Genomic DNA, 18,281 nt, shown 5'->3' on the forward strand with positions numbered 1-18,281 from the left:
CCGGGAACTCAGAACATGCCGCGCAGCGACGAGATCATCGCCTGCGAACGCCGCGGGGTGAGCGCGGCCGCGGCGAGCCGGTCGATGAGCACCAGGTAGGTCTCGACGTCGGTGCGCTTGTCCAGGTAGATCGCGCTGGTCAGCTGCTCCAGGTAGACGATGTCGGGCAGGTCGGCGTCGGCGAACCGCAGCAGGATGAACGGCCCGCCGGTGGCGGCGGCACCGCTCTGGTTGAACGGGAGCACCTGCAGCGTCACGTTCGGCAGCTCGGACACCCTCAGCAGGTGCTCCAGCTGGTCGCGCATGGCCTGGTCGCTGCCCATCGGGCGGCGCAGCGCCGCCTCGTCGATCACCGCCCAGAACTCGGGGGCCGACGAGCCCTCCAGGATCTGCTGGCGCTCCATCCGCAGGGTGACCCGGCGCTCGACCTCGGCAGGCGGCGCGGGGCGGCCCAGCTCGATCACGGCGCGGGCGTAGCCATCGGTCTGCAGCAGGCCCGGCACGAACTGCGGCTCGTAGGTGCGCATCGTGGCGGCGGCCTGCTCGAGCCCCACGTAGGTGGTGAACCAGTCGGGCATGGTGTCGCTGAACGGCTGCCACCAGCCCGGCTCGCTGGCCCGCTGCGCGAGGACCAGCAGCTCCGAGCGCTCGGTCGCACCGATGTTGCCGTACAGCGCCAGCAGGTCGGCGACGTCGCGCTGCTTGAACCCGACCCGGCCGGACTCCATCCGGCTGATCTTCGCCTCGGAGCCGCGGATGAGATCGGCGGCGACCGCCCGGCTGACGCCGGCGGCCTCCCGGAAACGCTTCAGGTGCGTCCCGACGAGGATGCGCAACGCCACCGGCCCGGCCGCGGTCTCGGGTGCTGCCGAACCGCTCGGACGAGACTCGCCGGAACCCATCAACCACCCCGGAACGTGGACGGACGCGTACGGAGAGTGTGACATGCCTGGCCGGTGGCACGACCCAGGCTCCCCCCGGGTGACGATCATCGCATCCGGGGGAGCATGCAGGTCCCCGTGTCGCTCAGACGCCCACCGGGAGCGGGCGGTCCGCCGACGCCGCGCGGTGCGCCCTGATCATCGCGATCCCGACGACGGCGACGGTGAGTCCGCGGGGAAGCTCCACCACGAGACCGGTCAGCACCGGCGCCTGCGGGATGACGGGCACCAGCAGCAGCAGCGCGCCCGCCACCGCGGGGACACCGGTCCAGCGCGGCAGGACCCCGCCACGCACCGTCAGCAGACCGATGCCCATCAACAGCAGGCCGGCCAGCAGCACCAGGCCGCCAACGGTCTGCAGCAACCGGAAGGCGGCAATGTCGAGGATCGCGTCGTCCGGCGGGATCAGCCCGGGAGATCGCCGGGCGAGCTCCGGGGCGACGAAACCCTCAACGACCAGGTGTGACTGGGCGCTGAGGCTGTTGCCGAGGAAGTACAGCACGAACCCGACGACGCCCACCGGGTTCAGGTTCGGGGCCAGCCACATCAGTGCGACCGGCAGCCCGGCCATCAGCAGCAGCGCACCGGTGTAGATGAGGAGCTGGGCCGCGGGGGTCAGCGGCGCCGTGAGTGCGGCCGCGGAGTGCGCATGGCCGCCGATGACCGGATGCAGTAATCCCCCGGCCAGGCTGATCAGCGCGGATCCGACGAGCGCGAGGCCGCCCAGCACGTAGAGCAGGTTGCGGGACACGGACGTTCCTTCCGACAAGGGCGGCAGGGTCGCCACCGGTCCCGGGTACCGTGCCCGGACCCGGTTGACCGCGACTTGCCGTCCTCTTGCCGCCGCGCCGGTGACGGACGGGTCGCCGGTCGGACGGCGCGGGCCCGCTCGGCCCAGTGCCCGGCCCCGAGCGACCGGGCCAGCCGGGCCGCGGATCCGGCGAACGCGTCGGCCCCCGCGTCGTCGCCGAGACAGCGCGCGGCGAGCGACAGGAACAGGTCGACCGGTCCGACGACCAGCAGGCCGTTCCCGGTGCAGGCGAGCCGCCCGGACCAGGGCAGCAGCGCGTCGTGGGCCTGCCGGGCGCCGGCCCGGTCGCCGAGCGCCGCGGCGTTGCGGGCCCGCAACGCCGTCACCACCAGCCAGGTCGCGTCCCGCGGCCAGGGCCGAGCCGGGTACGCCGCGGCCGCCTCGGTGTGCCGGCCGGCGTCGACCAGCGCGGTGACCAGCAGGTCGTCCAACGCGGCGGGTACCCGGCCGGTGAGCCCGGCCAGCTCGTCGACCAGCCCCGCGGTGCTGCCGGCCGCCAGCTCGACGGTGGTCCGGATCCAGGCCCGGATGATCTCCGCGTTCGGGTCGCCCTCGGCCGCGATCCGGTCGGTGACGGTGCCGAACCGGTCCCGCGCCTCGGCGATCCGGCCGCCGATCAGAGCGTCGGTCGCCGCCGCGATCTCGGTGGCCAGGAGCATCGCACCGAGCTGGCCGGTGCGGGCCGCCCGCACCGCGCGTTCCAGGTGCCGGTCGCGATCGGCGGTGTCGGCGCGGCCGACCGCGTCGGACGCCGCGACGAGGTGGCCGAGGGCGAGGTAGTCCGGTGCCTGAGCGGCGCCGGCGGCCTCGATCAGGTCGTCGGCGCACCGGGCGAGCACATCGACGTCGTCGTCGGCGAAGCCGTGCACCGCCCAGGCGTTCAGAGCTCGGCAAAGCAGCTGCGGGTCACCGATCCGTCGGGCCAGCGCGACCGCCTCCCGCGCACAGGGCAGCGACACGTCGACCAGCCACGGCTCCGCCTCCTGGGCGAGCGCGACGAGCAGATCGGCCCGCAGCGCGTCCGCCCGCGGGTCCAGGCGCTCGAGCAGGGCACCGATCTCCGCGGCCCGCGCCACGCTGTCGTCCGGGTCGAAGGGCCTCGCCGTCCACAGCGCAGGCACCGGCACCGGCCACGCCCGTGCGACGTCGGTGTCGTCGCCGAGTTCCCGGGCCACGGCCAGCGAGACGTCCCGTTCCCGGCGGGCCGCCCCCCGGTCCCCGCTCCCGGCGATCGCCGCCACCAGGTGCCGGTGCGCGGCGAGCCGGCCGTGGACCGTCCCGGCACCCATCCGGTGCGCCGCCAGCACCGCCCGCCACCATCCGACGGCCCGGTCCGGCGCACCGCCCGCGGTCGACCGCCGCGCGGCCCGCACCAGATGCGGCAACGCGCGCTCGGCCGTCGCGGGGACGAGCGATCGGAACGCGTGCTCGGCGAGCTCGAAGGTGTAGGTCCCGGTGTCCCCGCGCCGTTCCAGCCCGGCCAGCGCCGCACGGTGCAGGCGGGACCGGCGCAGCGGCGGGATCCGGCCGTAGGCGGTGTCCCGGAGCAGGACGTGCACGAACCGCAGACCCGAGTCACCCGTCGGCTCGAGCATTCCCGCGACGACGGCCGCGTCGAGGTGGTCGAGGACGTCCTCCTCGCGGGTGTCGGGGGTGAGTGCCATCAGCAGGTCGACGTCGATCTCCCGACCGAGCACAGCGGCCCGGGACAGCGTCTCCAGCACCCTGTCCGGGAGCAACTGCAACCGCCGGGTCAGCAGGTCGCGCAGCGCCCGCGGCAGGATCCCCGCGCTCTCCGGGCCCTCGTGTGCGACGACCCGGCCGAGCTGGCGCAGGAACAGCGGGTTGCCGGCGGCCCGGTGGACGAGGAGCCGGCGCACCGACTCCGGGAGCTCGCGGCCCGCGGCCCGGCGCAGCACCGTGCGGGCGGCGGCGTCGTCGAGCCCGCCGAGCACCAGACGGTCGATGGACCGCTCGACGGTCGCGGCGAGTGTCGCGAGCAGATCGGGGCCGACCTCGCCGGTACGGAAGGTCCCCACGACCGCAAGCCCGGCGACCTCGGTGGTCACCACCTCGCGGAGCACCTGGAGGGTCTCGTGGTCGGCGCGGTGCAGGTCGTCGAGTACGACGAGCACCGCGCCGTGCCCGGCGACGGCCCGGCCGACCCGACCGGCCAGGTCGAACGCCCTGCCGGCGCGGTCCGGCCGCTCGTGGCCGAGCGCGGCGAGCACCTCCTGCCACGCCCATCCCGGCGGAGCGTCGCTGGCCTCGGGGCATCGCCCACGGGCTACCCGCGACTCCCCCGCGGCGATGGTCAACGCCTCGACCAGCGTCGACTTCCCCGATCCTGGCTCACCCTCCACCCAGACGACGACCGGCCGCGGACCCGGCGCGGCGGTCGCGGCCAGCAGCCGGGCGAGCTCGCCCTCCCGCCCGACCGGGTCGTCCCGCCGCGCGGCCGGGGCGGGCGGGGGCGGGGGCGCCCCGCCGCCGGGGCTGTCGGCAGCGGGGCGCGACGCCGGCGGTGGCCCGTCCAGCGCCGGGTCCTGCTCCAGCACCGCGGTCTCCAGGGCACGCAGCTCCGGGCCGGGATCGAGTCCGAGCTCGTCGGCGAGGCGGGCCCGCAGCTCGCGGATCTCGGTCAGCGCCTCGGTCTGGCGCCCCGCGCGGTACAGCGCGCGAGCGCGCAGCGCGACGGCGGGCTCCCGGAGCGGGTCGAGCCGGAGCAGCGGATCGGCCAGGACGTCGTGCGGGCGGTCCAGCTGCAGCGCAGCGCCCGCGTGCAACTCCGACAGCCGAGCCCGGGCCTCGTCGAGCCTGCGACGTACGGCCGTCGCCCAGCCGGCGTCCGGGTAGGTGGCGAACGGCTCGTCCGTCCAGAGCTGCAGCGCCCGGGTGGTGAGATCGAGGACGCCTGCCGGGTCACCCGCCCGCTCCGCCCGGGCCACCAGCTCCGCGAACCACCAGAGATCGACCGCGTCGGCGGCCAGCCGGAGCGCGTACCCGGGTGCAGTGCCGGCCAGCACTGTCGCGGGGGCGCGCGGAGGACGATCGGGCTCCACCACACGACGCAGGTGGGACACCGATGCGTGCAGCGACCCCAGTGCGTTCGGCGGCGGACCGTCCGGCCACACCTCGTCGATGAGACGGTCGGCGGACACCACGCGGCCGCCCGCAGCGACGAGCACGCCGAGCACGGCCCGGCGGCGCGGGCCGCCCAGGTCCACCGGGGCGCCCCGGACGCGGGCGGAGAGCACCCCGAACGCCGTCACCCTGACGTCGGTCACCTCCGGAGCCTAGACCCCCGTCCCGGGCACCGCCGGACGAACGCGGCGGGTGCTAGCGGTCGGCGGCGCGGAACGCCGGGAAGACCGGCAGCTCGGAAGGCGCGTCCGGGAAGCGGGCGTCGAGCGCGGTGACGACGGCGGTGGCCAGCTCGGCCGTCGCGGCCCGGTCGGTGGCCGCCGCGGCGGCGCCGAGCCCCTGCCAGTAGTGCCGCAGCGCGGTGCTGATCCGCGGCGACCGCCCGGCGTCGCGTCCGATCGGGCGGTCCCGGTTCAGCACTCGCGGCAGCAGCAGCCAGGTCGACCACCACACCCAGAGCAGGTGCGCGTCGGTCAGCCTGGACTCCAGCAGCTCGGTGTCGTCGAGCTCCGGCCAGACCGGTGCGACCTCGGCCCGCCACGCGTCGAGCATCTGCTCGCGTACCGGCGATGGCAGGGCGTAGCTGGCCGCGCAGCCGGGGAACGGGACCCGCACGTAGGCGGCGTCCAGCACGACGTCCCGGAAGCATCCCCACTCGAAGTCGACGAACCGGACGCCGCGGCTGGTGACGAGATTGTTGTCGGGACAGGTGTCGGACGGGCTGAACGCCCGGAACCCGGTCCCCCCGAGCAGCCGGACACCGCCCCGGGCCTCCAGCACCGCCATCTCCGGGACCTCCACGCCGACGGCGTCGGCGAGCAGCCCGGGCAGCCCGGCGAGTGCGGCGCGGGCCTGGTCGGCGATCGGGTCCCGGCGGACCTTCTCCCCCAGCCGTCGCAGCAGCGCCCCGAAGTCACCCTCCCGGCCCGCGGTGGCCGCCTGCATCCGGCCCAGCCCCCTGGCCCAGCCGAGCAGGCAGATCCGGGCCGCCTCACGGTCCGGGCCGAACAGCTTGTCCGCGAGCGTCATGCTGCGGCCCAGGTCCTCGAGCACGAGCAGACGCTGCTCCGGGTCGTGGGCGATGATCACCGGGCTGGGCCGGACGTCGCTGGGCAGCGCGGTGAACAGCTGGCAGGACGCGACCTCGTAGCGGTACGGGTCGGACGTGATCGGGTCGTCGTCCGGGCCCGGCGGCGCGTACTGCTTGATCACGACGCTGCGCCGGTCGGAGAACGGGTTCTGCGCCATCCTCGCCCGGGCGACGACCGAGCGGCCGCTGCCGCCGAGGTCCTCCGGCTCGGAGAGCTCGACCTCCGAGCCCGCCCGCCGGGAGAGCAGCCGCGCGGCACCGGCCATCGCCGCGACCGCGCCGGGAGTCGCCTGCGGATCGGTCATCGCCTGCGGACCCTACCCCTCGTGTCGGACGTGCCCCTCCGGACGGAGCAGCTCGGAACCCGGACGCCTCCACCCTGCCGGTGTCCCGCCGGGGCCGGTAGTGCCGCCGCGGGACGTGCCCCGGCGCCCGTCGTGCCCGGTGGTGACGGGCCCCGTGTTGGGTCGGTGCTGGTGGGTCGTGCTGGTGGGTCGGTGCTGGTGCACCGCCGCGGATCGGGACGAGCCGCCCGACGTCCGCGTGCGGCGAGTGGTGTGTTGCTGCGCGGCCGGCCGGGGCGGGTTCCCGGTCCGATGGCGGCCCGCCGGTGCGGGTGGGCCGCCCCACCGGCCGGGGTACGGCGGCCGACCGGCCTGGAGCGGTCCCGGTCCGCGCCCGGGGCGCCCCGGTCCCGGTGACAGACCCGAACGCTCCGGTCGGGCCGGCCGGGACGCCGCCCGGTGCCGGTCGGGACCCTCGACGGCGGTGCCCGGCCGTACCCCGGCGCGGTGGCCGGCGGGCCGGCCACCGGTCGTGCCGGGGGCGCTCAGGCGGCCGGGCCGGGCTTCTCCGGCGCACCGCCGCCGGTCTCCGCGGGCCGCCCGGGGGCCGAGCCGCCGGGCGCCGGGCCGGCCGGGCGCGCGTCCACCCCGGCCTCCTTGCGCTGGCCCGCGGTGATCGGGGCGGGCGCCTGGGTGAGCGGGTCGAACCCGCCGCCGGTCTTCGGGAACGCGATGACCTCGCGGATCGAGTCGCTGCCGGCCAGCAGCGCGGTGATCCGGTCCCAGCCGAACGCGATCCCGCCGTGCGGCGGCGGCCCGTAGGTGAACGCGTCGAGCAGGAAGCCGAACTTCTCCTTGGCCTCGGCCTCGGACAGCCCCATGATCTCGAAGACCCGCTTCTGGACGTCCGCGTCGTGGATACGGATCGAGCCGCCGCCGATCTCGTTGCCGTTGCAGACGATGTCGTAGGCGTAGGCCAGCGCGCTGCCCGGGTCCTGCTCGAAGGTGTCGATCCACTCCGGGGTGGGCGAGGTGAACGCGTGGTGCAGCGCCGTCCAGGCCCCGGCACCGACGGCGACGTCGTCGCTGTCGGCGGTCGACTCGAACAGCGGCGCGTCGACGATCCAGACGAACGACCAGGCGGAGGAGTCGATCGCGCCGATCCGGCGGGCGATCTCGCCGCGGGCGGCGCCGAGCAGCGCGCGGGCCTCGTTCGGCTTGCCTGCGGCGAAGAAGATGCAGTCGCCCGGCTGGGCGCCGGTGGCCTCGGCCAGCCCGGCCCGCTCGGTCTCGGAGAGGTTCTTGACGACCGGGCCGCGCTCGTCGACCGTGCCGTCCTCACCGATCAGGACGTAGGCGAGGCCGCGGGCGCCGCGCTGCTTGGCCCACTCCTGCCAGCCGTCGAGCACCTTGCGGGCCTGCGACGCCCCGCCCGGCATCACCACGGCTCCCACATAGGGGTTCTGGAAGACCCGGAACCCGGTGCCGGCGAAGTACCCGGTCAGCTCGGTCAGCTCGATGTCGAACCGCAGGTCCGGCTTGTCCGAGCCGTATCGGGACATCGCCTCGGCGTAGCTCATCCGCGGGATCGGGGTCGCGATCTCGTGGCCGACCAGCTTCCAGAGCGCGACCAGGACGCGCTCGGCGAGTGCGATGACGTCGTCCTGCTCGACGAAGCTCATCTCGATGTCGAGCTGGGTGAACTCGGGCTGCCGGTCGGCGCGGAAGTCCTCGTCCCGGTAGCAGCGCGCGATCTGGTAGTAGCGCTCCAGGCCGCCGACCATCAGCAGCTGCTTGAACAGCTGCGGGCTCTGCGGCAGCGCGTACCAGGACCCGGGGCGCAGCCGGGCGGGCACCAGGAAGTCGCGGGCGCCCTCCGGGGTGGAGCGGGTCAGCGTCGGCGTCTCGACCTCGATGAAGTCCTCGGCGGCCAGCACGTCGCGGGCCGCCTTGTTGACGTCGCTGCGCAGCTTCATCGCCGCGGCCGGGCCGGGGCGGCGCAGGTCGAGGTAGCGGTGCGTCAGCCGGATCTCCTCGCCGACGCCGCTGTGCTCGTCGATCGGGAACGGCAGCGGCGCCGACTCGGACAGCACGGTCAGCTCGGTGACGGTGACCTCGATGTCGCCGGTGGGCAGCTCCGGGTTCTCGTTGCCGGCCGGGCGCGCGACGACGGTGCCGACGACCTGCACGCAGAACTCGGAGCGCAGCCGGTGCGCGCGGTCGGCCATCTCGCCCTCGCGGAACACGACCTGGGCGGATCCGGACCGGTCACGCAGGTCGATGAAGATCACGCCGCCGTGATCCCGGCGGCGGGCCACCCATCCGGCGAGGGTCACGGTCTGGCCGGCGTTCTCGGCACGCAGGGTGCCGACGGGGTGGGTTCGCATCACGGCGGACAAGGCTATCCGCACGCCCCGCCGGGCCCGCCACCAGGTTTGCGGTCCGGTGGGCCCGGCGCCGGTGGGAACCCCGCCCGGCGTCACATCAGGCTCAGCTGGCCGGCCCGCGGATCGGGCGGTGCCGGCGGCCCGGACTCCTGCCCTCTCCGGCCCGGGTCCCGCGGGTTCGGCTCCGGCCGGTCCAGCCCGTGCCGGGCCAGCAGCGGCGCCACCCGCCGGGCAAGCGCCTCCCGGTAGTCGCGCCCCGCGTACGCGCCGCGCCGGTAGAGCCGCTCGTAGCGCGGCAGCAGCGCCGGGTACTCCCGGCCCAGCCACCCGAGGAACCACTCGCGGGTCCCCGGCCGCAGGTGCAGCGCGAGCACCGTCGCGCCGCTCGCCCCGGCGGCCGCGATGTCGGCGAGCAGCGCGTCGAGTGCCTCGGCGGAGTCGGTCAGCCACGGCAGCACCGGCGCGACCATCACCCCGCAGGGCAGGCCGGCGTCGGTGATCCGCCGGACCAGGTCGAGCCGTGCCCGCGGGCTCGGTGTGCCGGGTTCGAGCCGGGACTGCAGCTCGCGGTCGAGCAGCGCGACCGACACCCCCACCCCGACCCGGACGTCGGTGTTCGCGGCGGCCAGGTCCGGCAGGTCGCGGGTCAGCACGGTGCCCTTCGTGAGCACGGAGAACGGCGTCCCGGACCGGGCGAGCGCGCCGATCACCCCCGGCATCAGCCGGTAGCGGCCCTCGGCCCGCTGGTACGGGTCGGTGTTGGTGCCCATCGCGACGTGCTCGCGCCGCCAGCCCGGGCGGGCGAGCTCCCGTTCCAGGACCCGGGCGACGTTGACCTTGACCACGATCTGCGAGTCGAAGTCCGTGCCCGCATCCAGGTCAAGGTAGGTGTGTGTGTTCCGGGCGAAGCAGTTGTGGCTGACCACGCCTGCGGCGACGAAGTCGCCGGTGCCGGTCGTGATGTCGAACATCGGCACGATGTCACCGGTGTCCTGCACGTCGACCACCCGGGGCGCGCCGTCCCGCGGTTCCTCGACGAGCGCTCCCGCCACGTCCCGGACCCGGGCGAGGGCCGGATCGGCCACCGCGACGAGACGCAACTGCTCCGCGGCCCCGCCGAGCACCCGCAGCGACCGTCCGCCCGGCCGGCCGGCCGGCTCGGAGGCGACCCGGAACCCGAGCCTGCGCAACGCGCCCACGGTCACCCGGGTCAGCTGCTCGTCGCCCGGGGTGATCCGCAGGACACCCGCGGACACCTCGCCGCTCGCGTCGAGCACTCCCCCGAGGAAGCCGGCGGACCAGCCCGGCCCCGGCCGCTCCGGCCACACCGTCGGCGAGGGGGCGGCGCGGTGCGGTGCCCGGGTGTCGGAGGCGTGCCGCGCCGATGCCGCCTGCCGCGCACCCGCCGGACCGGCGCCCGCCGGGACGCGGCCCGCGCCGGCCGCGCCGGGACGGTTCGCCGCGCCCGTGCCGGTGGCGTCCGCGCCGCCCGGGCCGCCCTGGCCGCCCGAGGTGAGCAGGTGGTGCGCACGGGCCAGTGCCTCCAGCTCGACCCAGTCGGACGGGAACGGCTCCGCGGACCCCCTGCTGCGGACCGCGTCGGCCCGGACCAGCCCGCACAGGTACCCCTCGGCCCAGCCGGCCGGGTGGCCCTCCGCGGGCATCGCCGCCGCACCGGGCCCGACCAGCGCCGATCCGGCGGTCAGGTGCGGCCGGTCCGCCGACGAGCGGCAGCGCCCCGGCCGGACGTGCGCCCAGCCCTCCCGGGTCAGGAACCGGTGCTCGGCCGACGTCACGAGGACCGTCCCGTCGTCCAGGGACACCCGCTGTGCGCGGCGCCGGGTCGACCAATGGGCCAGCACCGGGGTGCGCACGAACCGGCGCCTGCCGTGCCCGTCGGTCACGGTGCCGATCACCTCGTCGCCGGGGCGGAGATCGGCGATCGGCCGGGACCGGCCACCGGCGGTCAGCACCGGGGTGTCCCCCCGCAGGCAGTACGTGCAGGCGTGGGCGCATCCCCGGTACGGGTTCACCGTCCACCCGAAGGGCACCGGCGACGACGGCCCCACCCGGTTCAGCGCCGAACGCGCCTCCACCTCGTGGAAGACCGCGCCGGCGAACTCGGGGGTCCGCACCGAGCGCAACAACCCGGCCATGCCCGGCAGCACCGCATCCGCCCCGACCCCGTCGGTTCCCACCTGCTGTCCGCTCCACCGCACGGGCATCAGTCGAACACAAGTTCGAACAACGGGCAACCGGTCGTCGCCCGGCAGTGCCCTCCGGGCGAGCACCGCTCCGGCGCCGGGTGATCACTTGCGAGGATGCCGGGGTGCACCCCGACGATCCCGACCGGTCCGCCGGTGACGTGCGTCCGGACCGGGAACCCGGCGGGCGTCGGCGGGCGGACGGGACGGGCAGGCACCAGCGGCCGGAGTCGCCGCCGCGGTCCGCCGGCGCACCGGACGAGCCGGCCCCGGCCGGGGGCCGTACGGCCGGCCGGCCGGCCGTACCGCGCTCCGGCGGCACCGGTGGGGGTACCGGCGCCCGGCCGTACGACGCGGACGGCCCGCAGCGCGGCGCCCGCCGTGGCGCACCGGGCCCGTACGAGCGCGATCCGGCGCCGGGCGGGCCCGGTGCTGAGCGGCCCGGTACTGAGCGGCCCGGTACTGAGCGGCCCGGTGCCGGGCCCGGCCCGGCCGCGGCCCGGCCGTGGGCGGCCGGACCCGGTGCCACGGGGGGCCGTCCGCCGGGCACCGCGCCGCAGCCCCGCCGCAGCGGTCCGGCCGGGCACGGACGCGGGGACCGCGATGCGGGGGCCCGTCGGTGGGCCGGCCGGGGCGACACCGGCGGGACGTACGGCCACGGCGCTCACGACGAGGAGACGCCCACGTACCGCCGCAGCCGGGCGGAGACCGGCGAGTACCCGGCCGCGGCGCCGGAGGCCACCGGGGCACAGGTCCGCGACACCGCGCACGGTCCCCCGGCGGACCGGACCCGCGGCCTGCCGGACGGCGGCGGGCGTCGCGTCCGCGGGTCGGCACCGGCCGCGGAGGACGCCGGTCCCGACGACGACGCCGGGATCGCCGGGACCGGCCCGGTCACCGCCGGATCCGCCGCTGCCGCCGGACACCGATCGGCCCCTCCGACCGGCCACGGCCACGGGCACGGGCACGGCAGCCCCAGCCCGGCCGGACGGCGGGTGCGGAACCTGCTGGTCGCCCTGCTGATCCCGTGCGCGCTCGCCACGCTGGCCGGCGTCGCACTGCTGTGGCCCGGAGACGTCCCGACGCCGGAGTTCGCGCCGACCGAGCAGGTGCGCGGGGACGTCACGGCGGTCGCCGTCGCGGACTGCTCCCCCGGCTCCGGGGACGGCGCCTGCACCGGCGTCACGATCGCGATGACCGACGGTCCCCGGGCCGGACGCGACCTGGTGCAGCTGGTGCCGAACGAGCCGTCCAGCCCGCGGTTCGCGGTCGGCGACCCGGTGACCCTGGCCTGGTCCGGCGGCGATCCCGACTCCGCCGGGTCGTACCAGCTCAACGACTTCCAGCGGACGCCAGCGCTGATCTGGCTGGCGGCCGCGTTCGCTCTTGCCGTCGTGCTGCTCGGGCGGCTGCGCGGGTTCGCCGCGCTGATCAGCCTGGGGCTGACGTTCGTCATCCTGCTGTGGTTCGTGCTGCCCGCGATCCTGTCCGGCGGTCCACCGCTCGCGGTGGCGGTGACCGGTGCGTGCCTGATCATGTTCGTGGTGCTGTACCTGACCCACGGGTTCAGCGCACGGACGTCGTGTGCGGTGCTCGGCACGCTGGTGTCGCTGGCGCTGATCGGTGTGATCGGTTACGGCTTCACCGCCGCCGCGCGGCTGACCGGGCTGGACGACACCACGGCCAACCTGATCGGCACCCTCGGCGGGATCCCGATCGACCCGCGCGGCCTGGTGCTCGCCGGGCTGGTGATCGGCGCGCTCGGTGCGCTCGACGACGTGACGGCCACCCAGGCGTCGGCCGTCTGGGAGCTCGGCGCGGCGAACCCGGAGCTGGGTGCCCGGGAGCTGTTCTCCGCCGGGATGCGGATCGGGCGGGACCACGTCGCGTCGGCGGTGAACACCCTGGTGCTCGCCTACGCCGGTGCGGCGCTGCCGCTGATGCTGCTGTTCTCGGTCGCCGCCGGGGGTGTGTCGGACGTGCTGACCAGCCAGGACGTCGCTACCGAGATCGTCAGGACGCTGGCCGGGAGCATCGGTCTGGTCGCCGCGGTTCCGGTCACCACCGGCCTGGCCGCCCTCGTCGCCGCGTATCGCTGACCCGCAGGCCCCCGGTCCTCGCGGCCCTGGGCCGTCGGCGCACCGGGCCCGCGGCTGCGACCACCGCCGGACCGCTCAGCGCATCACGGCCGGCGGGCCAGCAGGTGCGCCTCCCCGTCGGCCTCGTGGTGGGCGAGCACCTCGAACCCGCCGAACGCGGCGAGCAGCTCCCCGGGGGCCGCGCGGAACCGGCCGCCGGAGTCGCCGACCTCGGACAGCACGGTGATCGCGAGCAGCCCGCCGGGGGCCACCGCGGCGGCCAGCGCCGGGTACAGGGCGGGCACCCGGAACCGCTGGCAGACCACGACGTCGTAGACGCCGTCGTCGGTGGGGAAGCCGTCGTCGAGGTCGGCCTCGACCCAGCGGATCCGGCCGGGCGGGGCGAGGGCGGTGGCCAGCTCGGCGCCCGCGGCGAGCCCGGCCGGGGACACGTCGACCGCGACCACGTCGAGCCCGCGCCCGGCGAGCCACACCGCGACCGCGCCGCGACCGCAGGCGAGATCGAGCGCCCGGCCGGTCTCCGGGACGAGCTCGAGCCGGCCGCGCAGCGCGTCCGGGGGCAGCGCAGCACCGGCACCCGCACCGACGGCGCGGTGCCTGCGGTCCCAGTCATCCCGGTCCGAGGCGGCCATCGCGGGGCTCAGCCGACCTCGGCGGCGACCGCGGTCACCACGGCGTCGACCACCCCGTCCAGCGGGACGTCCTGCTGGTCACCGGAGACCAGGTCCTTCAACCCGATCGTGCCGTTCTCCAGGTCGCGGCCGCCGAGCACCAGCGCGAACCGGGCGCCGGAGCGGTCGGCGGACTTCATCGCGCCCTTCAGGCCGCGGTTGCCGTAGGACAGGTCGACCCGCACCCCCTGGGCGCGCAGCCGGGCCGCGATCACGACCAGCCGGCGGCGGGCGTCCTCGCCGAGCGGCACGCCGAACACCTCGGCCCGGGCGGCCGACCACGGCTGCACGCCCTCGACGGTGCAGGCCAGCAGCGTGCGGTCGACGCCGATGCCGAACCCGACGCCGGACAGGTCCGGACCGCCTAGGGTGCCCATCAGACCGTCGTAGCGGCCGCCGCCGCCGATCCCGGACTGGGCGCCGAGGCCGTCGTGCACGAACTCGAACGTGGTCTTGGTGTAGTAGTCCAGGCCGCGGACCATCCGCGGGTTCGGGGTGTAGGCGACGCCGAGGGCGTCGAGGTGCGCCAGCACCGCGGCGTGGTGCTCGGCGGCCTCGGCGGACAGGTGGTCCATCAGCAGCGGCGCGTCGGCCGTCGCGGCCCGGACCTCGGGGCGCTTGTCGTCGAGCACCCGCAGCGGGTTGATCGCGGCCCGCTCGCGGGTCGGCTCGTCCAGGTCCAGCCCGGCGAGGAACTCCTGCAGCAGCTCGCGGTACCGCGGCCGGCAGGCGGCGTCGCCGAGCGAGGTGAGCTCCAGCCGGTAGCCGGTGAGGCCGAGCGCCCGGAAGCCCTCGTCGGCGATCGCGATGACCTCGGCGTCGAGCGCGGGATCGTCGACGCCGATCGCCTCGACGCCGACCTGCTGCAGCTGCCGGTAGCGGCCGGCCTGCGGGCGCTCGTACCGGAAGAACGGCCCGGCGTAGCGCAGCTTGACCGGCAGGCCCTGCTTGTCCAGGTTGTGCTCGATCACCGACCGGACGACGCCCGCGGTGCCCTCCGGCCGCAGCGTCACCGAGCGGCCGCCGCGGTCGGCGAAGGTGTACATCTCCTTGGAGACGACGTCGGTGGACTCCCCCACCCCGCGCGCGAACAGCGCGGTGTCCTCGAAGACCGGCAGCTCGATGTGGCCGTACCCGGCGCGCGCGGCGGCCCCGGCCAGGGTGTCCCGGACATGGGTGAACCCGGCCGAGTCCGGCGGCAGGTACTCCGGGATGCCCTTCGGCGCGGCGAACGGTTCGGGCTTGCGCGCCCGGCCCTCCGCCTGCTGCTCGGTGGCGGTCACTGCAGGTCCACGTCCTCTCGTGCCGGTGCGCAAGGCTCCCCCAGCCTAGAACCGGTGTCTCCCCGATCCGCCCCCAGGTGCCCCCGATACCCTCCGGTGACCGGTGATCGACTAGGGAGCAGCAGAGCGTGGCGACGAACGAGCAGCGCCGGGAGGCGGCCAAGCGGAAGCTGGCCGCCCAGCAGGCGCACCGGGTGGAACGGGCCCAGAAGCAGAAGCGGAACACGACGATCGCCGTCGTGGCGACGGTGCTGGTGGTCGCGGTGGCCGCCGGCGGCGTCTACGCCCTGACCGCGGCGTGGGGCGGCGGCGACACCGAGCCCGCCGACCCGGCCGCGCAGGCCCAGCAGGACACCGGACCGGACACCTCCGGGCTCCCGGTCGTGCCGCTGCCGACCCGCCCGACCGCGCTCCCCGCGTCGGTGAACTGCGCCTACCCGGCCGAGGCGCCCGCGTCGAAGCCGGTGGACCCGCCCGCCGACGGCGAGGTGTCCGCCGAGGGCACCGTGCCGGCGTCGTTCAGCACCAGCGCCGGCACGATCGATCTCACCCTGGACCGCGCGCTGGCGCCGTGCACGGTGCACAGCTTCGAGAGCCTGATCCAGCAGGGCTACTACAACGGGACGTCCTGCCACCGGCTGACCACCAGCCCCGGCCTGCAGGTGCTGCAGTGCGGCGACCCGACCGGGCAGGGCGCCGGCGGTCCCGGCTACACCATCCCGGACGAGGTGTTCGACGGCCTCACCTACGGCCGCGGCCTGCTGGCGATGGCGAAGACGGCGGCCCCCAACAGCGGCGGCAGCCAGTTCTTCATGATCTACGGCGACGCTCAGCTGCCGCCCGAGTACACCGTGTTCGGCTCGATCGGCGAGGAGGGCCTGCGGACCCTGGACGCGGTCGCCCGGGCCGGCGAGTCCACCGGCGGCGGTGACGGCACCCCGAACACCCCGGTCGACATCGAGAGCGCGACCGTCGGCTGAGCCGGCCCCGGGGGGCGGGGAGTCCCGCCCCCGGGCCGCTCAGGCCGCCGAGGTGACCCGGTAGACGTCGTAGACGCCCTCGATGTTGCGGACCGCCTGCAGCAGGTGGCCGAGGTGCTTGGGGTCGCCCATCTCGAAGGAGAACCGGGACACCGCGACCCGGTCCCGGGAGGTCGTCGTCGAGGCGGACAGGATGTTGACCTTCTCGTCGGCCAGCACCTTCGTCACGTCGGACAGCAGCCGGTGCCGGTCGAGCGCCTCGACCTGGATCGCGACCAGGAACACCGACTCCGGCGACACCGACCAGGCCACCTCGACCAGCCGCTCCTCGCGGGCGGTGAGATCATCGGCGTTGGTGCAGTCGGTGCGGTGCACGCTGATCCCGCCGCCGCGGGTGACGAAGCCGAGGATCTCGTCGCCGGGCACCGGGGTGCAGCAGCGGGCGAGCTTGACGTAGAGGTCGCCCATCGCGTTGCCGTCGCCGTCCTGCACGACGACGCCGGCGTTCCCGGACGGCCTGCGGTGCCGGACGGTCGACGGCGTCGCCCGCTCGGCGAGCTCCTCCTCGGCCTCCTCCTCGCCGCCGAACCAGGCGACCAGCCGCTGCACGACGTGCTGGGCGCTGGTCTGGTTCTCGCCGACCGCGGCATAGAGCGCGGACACGTCGGAGTAGTGCAGCTCGCGGGCGATCGCGGACATCGCGTCGCCGGAGATGAGCCGCTGCAGCGGCATCCCGGTGCGGCGCGCCTCCCGGGTGATCGCCTCCTTGCCCTCCTCGACGGCCTCCTCGCGGCGCTCCTTCGCGAACCACTGCTTGATCTTCGCCTTGGCCCGCGGCGACTTCGCGATGGCCAGCCAGTCCCGGCTGGGCCCGGCGTCCTCGGCCTTGGAGGTGAAGATCTCGACGACGTCGCCGGAGGACAGCTGCCGCTCCAGCGCGACCAGCTTGCCGTTCACCCGGGAGCCGATGCAGCGGTGCCCGACCTCGGTGTGCACGGCGTAGGCCAGGTCGATCGGGGTGGAGCCGGTGGGCAGGGTGACGACGTCGCCCTTGGGGGTGAAGACGAAGATCTCCCGGGCGGCGAGGTCGAACCGCAGCGAGTCGAGGAACTCGCCGGGATCGGCGGCCTCGCGCTGCCAGTCGAGCAGCTGGCGCATCCACGCCATCTCCTCGACCTCGACCTCCTTGCCCTGACCGCCCTTGACCTCCTTGTAGCGCCAGTGCGCGGCGATGCCGTACTCGGCGGTGCGGTGCATCGCGTGCGTGCGGATCTGCACCTCGAGCGGCTTGCCGTCCGGGCCGATCACGGTGGTGTGCAGCGACTGGTAGACGCCGAACCGGGGCTGGGCGATGTAGTCCTTGAACCGGCCGGGCATCGGCTGCCACAGGGCGTGCACCATGCCGATCGCGGCGTAGCAGTCGCGCACCTCGTCGACCAGCACCCGGACGCCGACCAGATCGTGGATGTCGTCGAAGTCCCGGCCCTTGACGATCATCTTGCGGTAGATCGAGTAGTAGTGCTTGGGTCGGCCCTCGACCTTCGCCGGGATCCGCGCCGAGTCCAGCTGGGAGGCGACCTCGTCGATCACCTGGCGCAGGTAGGTGTCCCGGGACGGCGCCCGGTCGGCGACCAGCCGGACGATCTCCTGGTACTTCTTCGGTTGCAGGATCGCGAAGGACAGGTCCTCCAGCTCCAGCTTCACCGTCGCCATGCCGAGCCGGTGGGCGAGCGGGGCGAACACCTCGAGGGTCTCGTTCGCCTTCTTGATCTGCTTCTCCGGCCGCAGGAAGCGCATCGTGCGCATGTTGTGCAGCCGGTCGGACAGCTTGATGACCAGCACCCGCGGGTCGCGCGCCATCGCGACGACCATCTTGCGGATCGTCTCGGCCTCCGCTGCCGTGCCGAACTCGACCTTGTCCAGCTTGGTGACGCCGTCGACCAGGTGCGCGACCTCGTCGCCGAACTCAGCGCGCAGCCGTTCGAGGGAGTAGTCGGTGTCCTCGACGGTGTCGTGCAGCAGCGCCGCGACCAGCGTCGTCGTGTCCATGCCGAGCTCGGCGAGGATCGTCGCGACGGCCAGCGGGTGCGTGATGTACGGGTCGCCGGACTTGCGGGTCTGCCCCTCGTGCTTGGACTCGGCGACATCGTAGGCGCGCTGCAGCAGGACCAGATCGGCCTTGGGGTGCAGCGACCGGTGCACCGCGGCGAGCGGTTCCAGCACCGGCGTCACGATCGCGACCCGCTGCGGTGTCATCCGGCGCGCGATCCGGGCCCGCACGCGCCGGGTCGCGGACGGGCGGGGTGGTTCGTCGTCGGGCGTGAGCGGGCGTGTGGCGGGATGTGCGTCCGCCGTGGTGCTCGTCCGGTCGACCTCGGTCACCGCAC

At 75.3% G+C, this 18,281-nt stretch carries 11 protein-coding genes; 2 read left to right on the forward strand and 9 right to left on the reverse strand.

Annotated elements, in window-relative coordinates:
* Positions 1-8: 8 nt before the first annotated feature.
* The 6 genes from ACVJO7_RS03260 to ACVJO7_RS03285 form a co-directional block, all read right to left on the reverse strand.
* A complete protein-coding gene (locus ACVJO7_RS03260; RefSeq protein ID WP_491671654.1) occupies positions 9-842 on the reverse strand; it encodes a Sco1979 family transcriptional regulator in 834 nt (277 codons plus the stop codon).
* 184 nt (positions 843-1,026) lie between these two features.
* A complete protein-coding gene (locus tag ACVJO7_RS03265; protein WP_491671655.1) occupies positions 1,027-1,692 on the reverse strand; it encodes a hypothetical protein in 666 nt (221 codons plus the stop codon).
* A complete protein-coding gene (locus tag ACVJO7_RS03270; protein ID WP_491671656.1) occupies positions 1,635-5,039 on the reverse strand; it encodes an ATP-binding protein in 3,405 nt (1,134 codons plus the stop codon). The genes ACVJO7_RS03265 and ACVJO7_RS03270 overlap by 58 nt, the downstream gene beginning before the upstream one ends.
* Before the next feature lie 52 nt (positions 5,040-5,091).
* On the reverse strand, positions 5,092-6,291 hold the full coding sequence (locus ACVJO7_RS03275) for a hypothetical protein (protein WP_491671657.1): 1,200 nt from the start codon (positions 6,289-6,291) through the stop codon (positions 5,092-5,094).
* 524 nt (positions 6,292-6,815) lie between these two features.
* Positions 6,816-8,660, reverse strand: a complete 1,845-nt coding sequence (gene aspS / locus ACVJO7_RS03280; protein WP_491671658.1) for an aspartate--tRNA ligase — start codon at positions 8,658-8,660, stop codon at positions 6,816-6,818.
* A gap of 89 nt (positions 8,661-8,749) precedes the next feature.
* Positions 8,750-10,855 carry an intein-containing Rv2578c family radical SAM protein gene (locus tag ACVJO7_RS03285; RefSeq protein WP_491671659.1) on the reverse strand — a complete coding sequence of 702 codons (2,106 nt, stop codon included), beginning with the start codon at positions 10,853-10,855 and terminating at the stop codon, positions 8,750-8,752.
* 1,001 nt (positions 10,856-11,856) lie between these two features.
* Here ACVJO7_RS03285 and ACVJO7_RS03290 point away from each other — a divergent pair.
* Positions 11,857-12,960 carry a YibE/F family protein gene (locus tag ACVJO7_RS03290; protein ID WP_491671660.1) on the forward strand — a complete coding sequence of 368 codons (1,104 nt, stop codon included), beginning with the start codon at positions 11,857-11,859 and terminating at the stop codon, positions 12,958-12,960.
* An 83-nt stretch (positions 12,961-13,043) separates the two neighbouring features.
* Here ACVJO7_RS03290 and ACVJO7_RS03295 read toward each other — a convergent pair whose 3' ends face one another.
* Together ACVJO7_RS03295 and hisS are read right to left on the reverse strand one after the other, a co-directional pair.
* Positions 13,044-13,592, reverse strand: coding sequence for a class I SAM-dependent methyltransferase (locus ACVJO7_RS03295; RefSeq protein WP_491671661.1), 549 nt, complete (start codon positions 13,590-13,592; stop codon positions 13,044-13,046).
* A gap of 8 nt (positions 13,593-13,600) precedes the next feature.
* Positions 13,601-14,914 (reverse strand): histidine--tRNA ligase, encoded by a 1,314-nt coding sequence (gene hisS / locus ACVJO7_RS03300; RefSeq protein ID WP_491671662.1) that lies wholly within the window; start codon positions 14,912-14,914, stop codon positions 13,601-13,603.
* 128 nt (positions 14,915-15,042) lie between these two features.
* Between hisS and ACVJO7_RS03305 the strand changes: the two genes are divergently transcribed.
* Positions 15,043-15,894 carry a peptidylprolyl isomerase gene (locus ACVJO7_RS03305; protein WP_344029950.1) on the forward strand — a complete coding sequence of 284 codons (852 nt, stop codon included), beginning with the start codon at positions 15,043-15,045 and terminating at the stop codon, positions 15,892-15,894.
* Between the two features lie 39 nt (positions 15,895-15,933).
* Here the strand turns inward: ACVJO7_RS03305 and ACVJO7_RS03310 are convergent, their stop codons facing one another.
* On the reverse strand, positions 15,934-18,276 hold the full coding sequence (locus ACVJO7_RS03310; protein WP_491671663.1) for a RelA/SpoT family protein: 2,343 nt from the start codon (positions 18,274-18,276) through the stop codon (positions 15,934-15,936).
* Positions 18,277-18,281 lie beyond the last annotated feature (5 nt).

This window comes from Pseudonocardia sp. DxW (genome assembly GCF_058448985.1).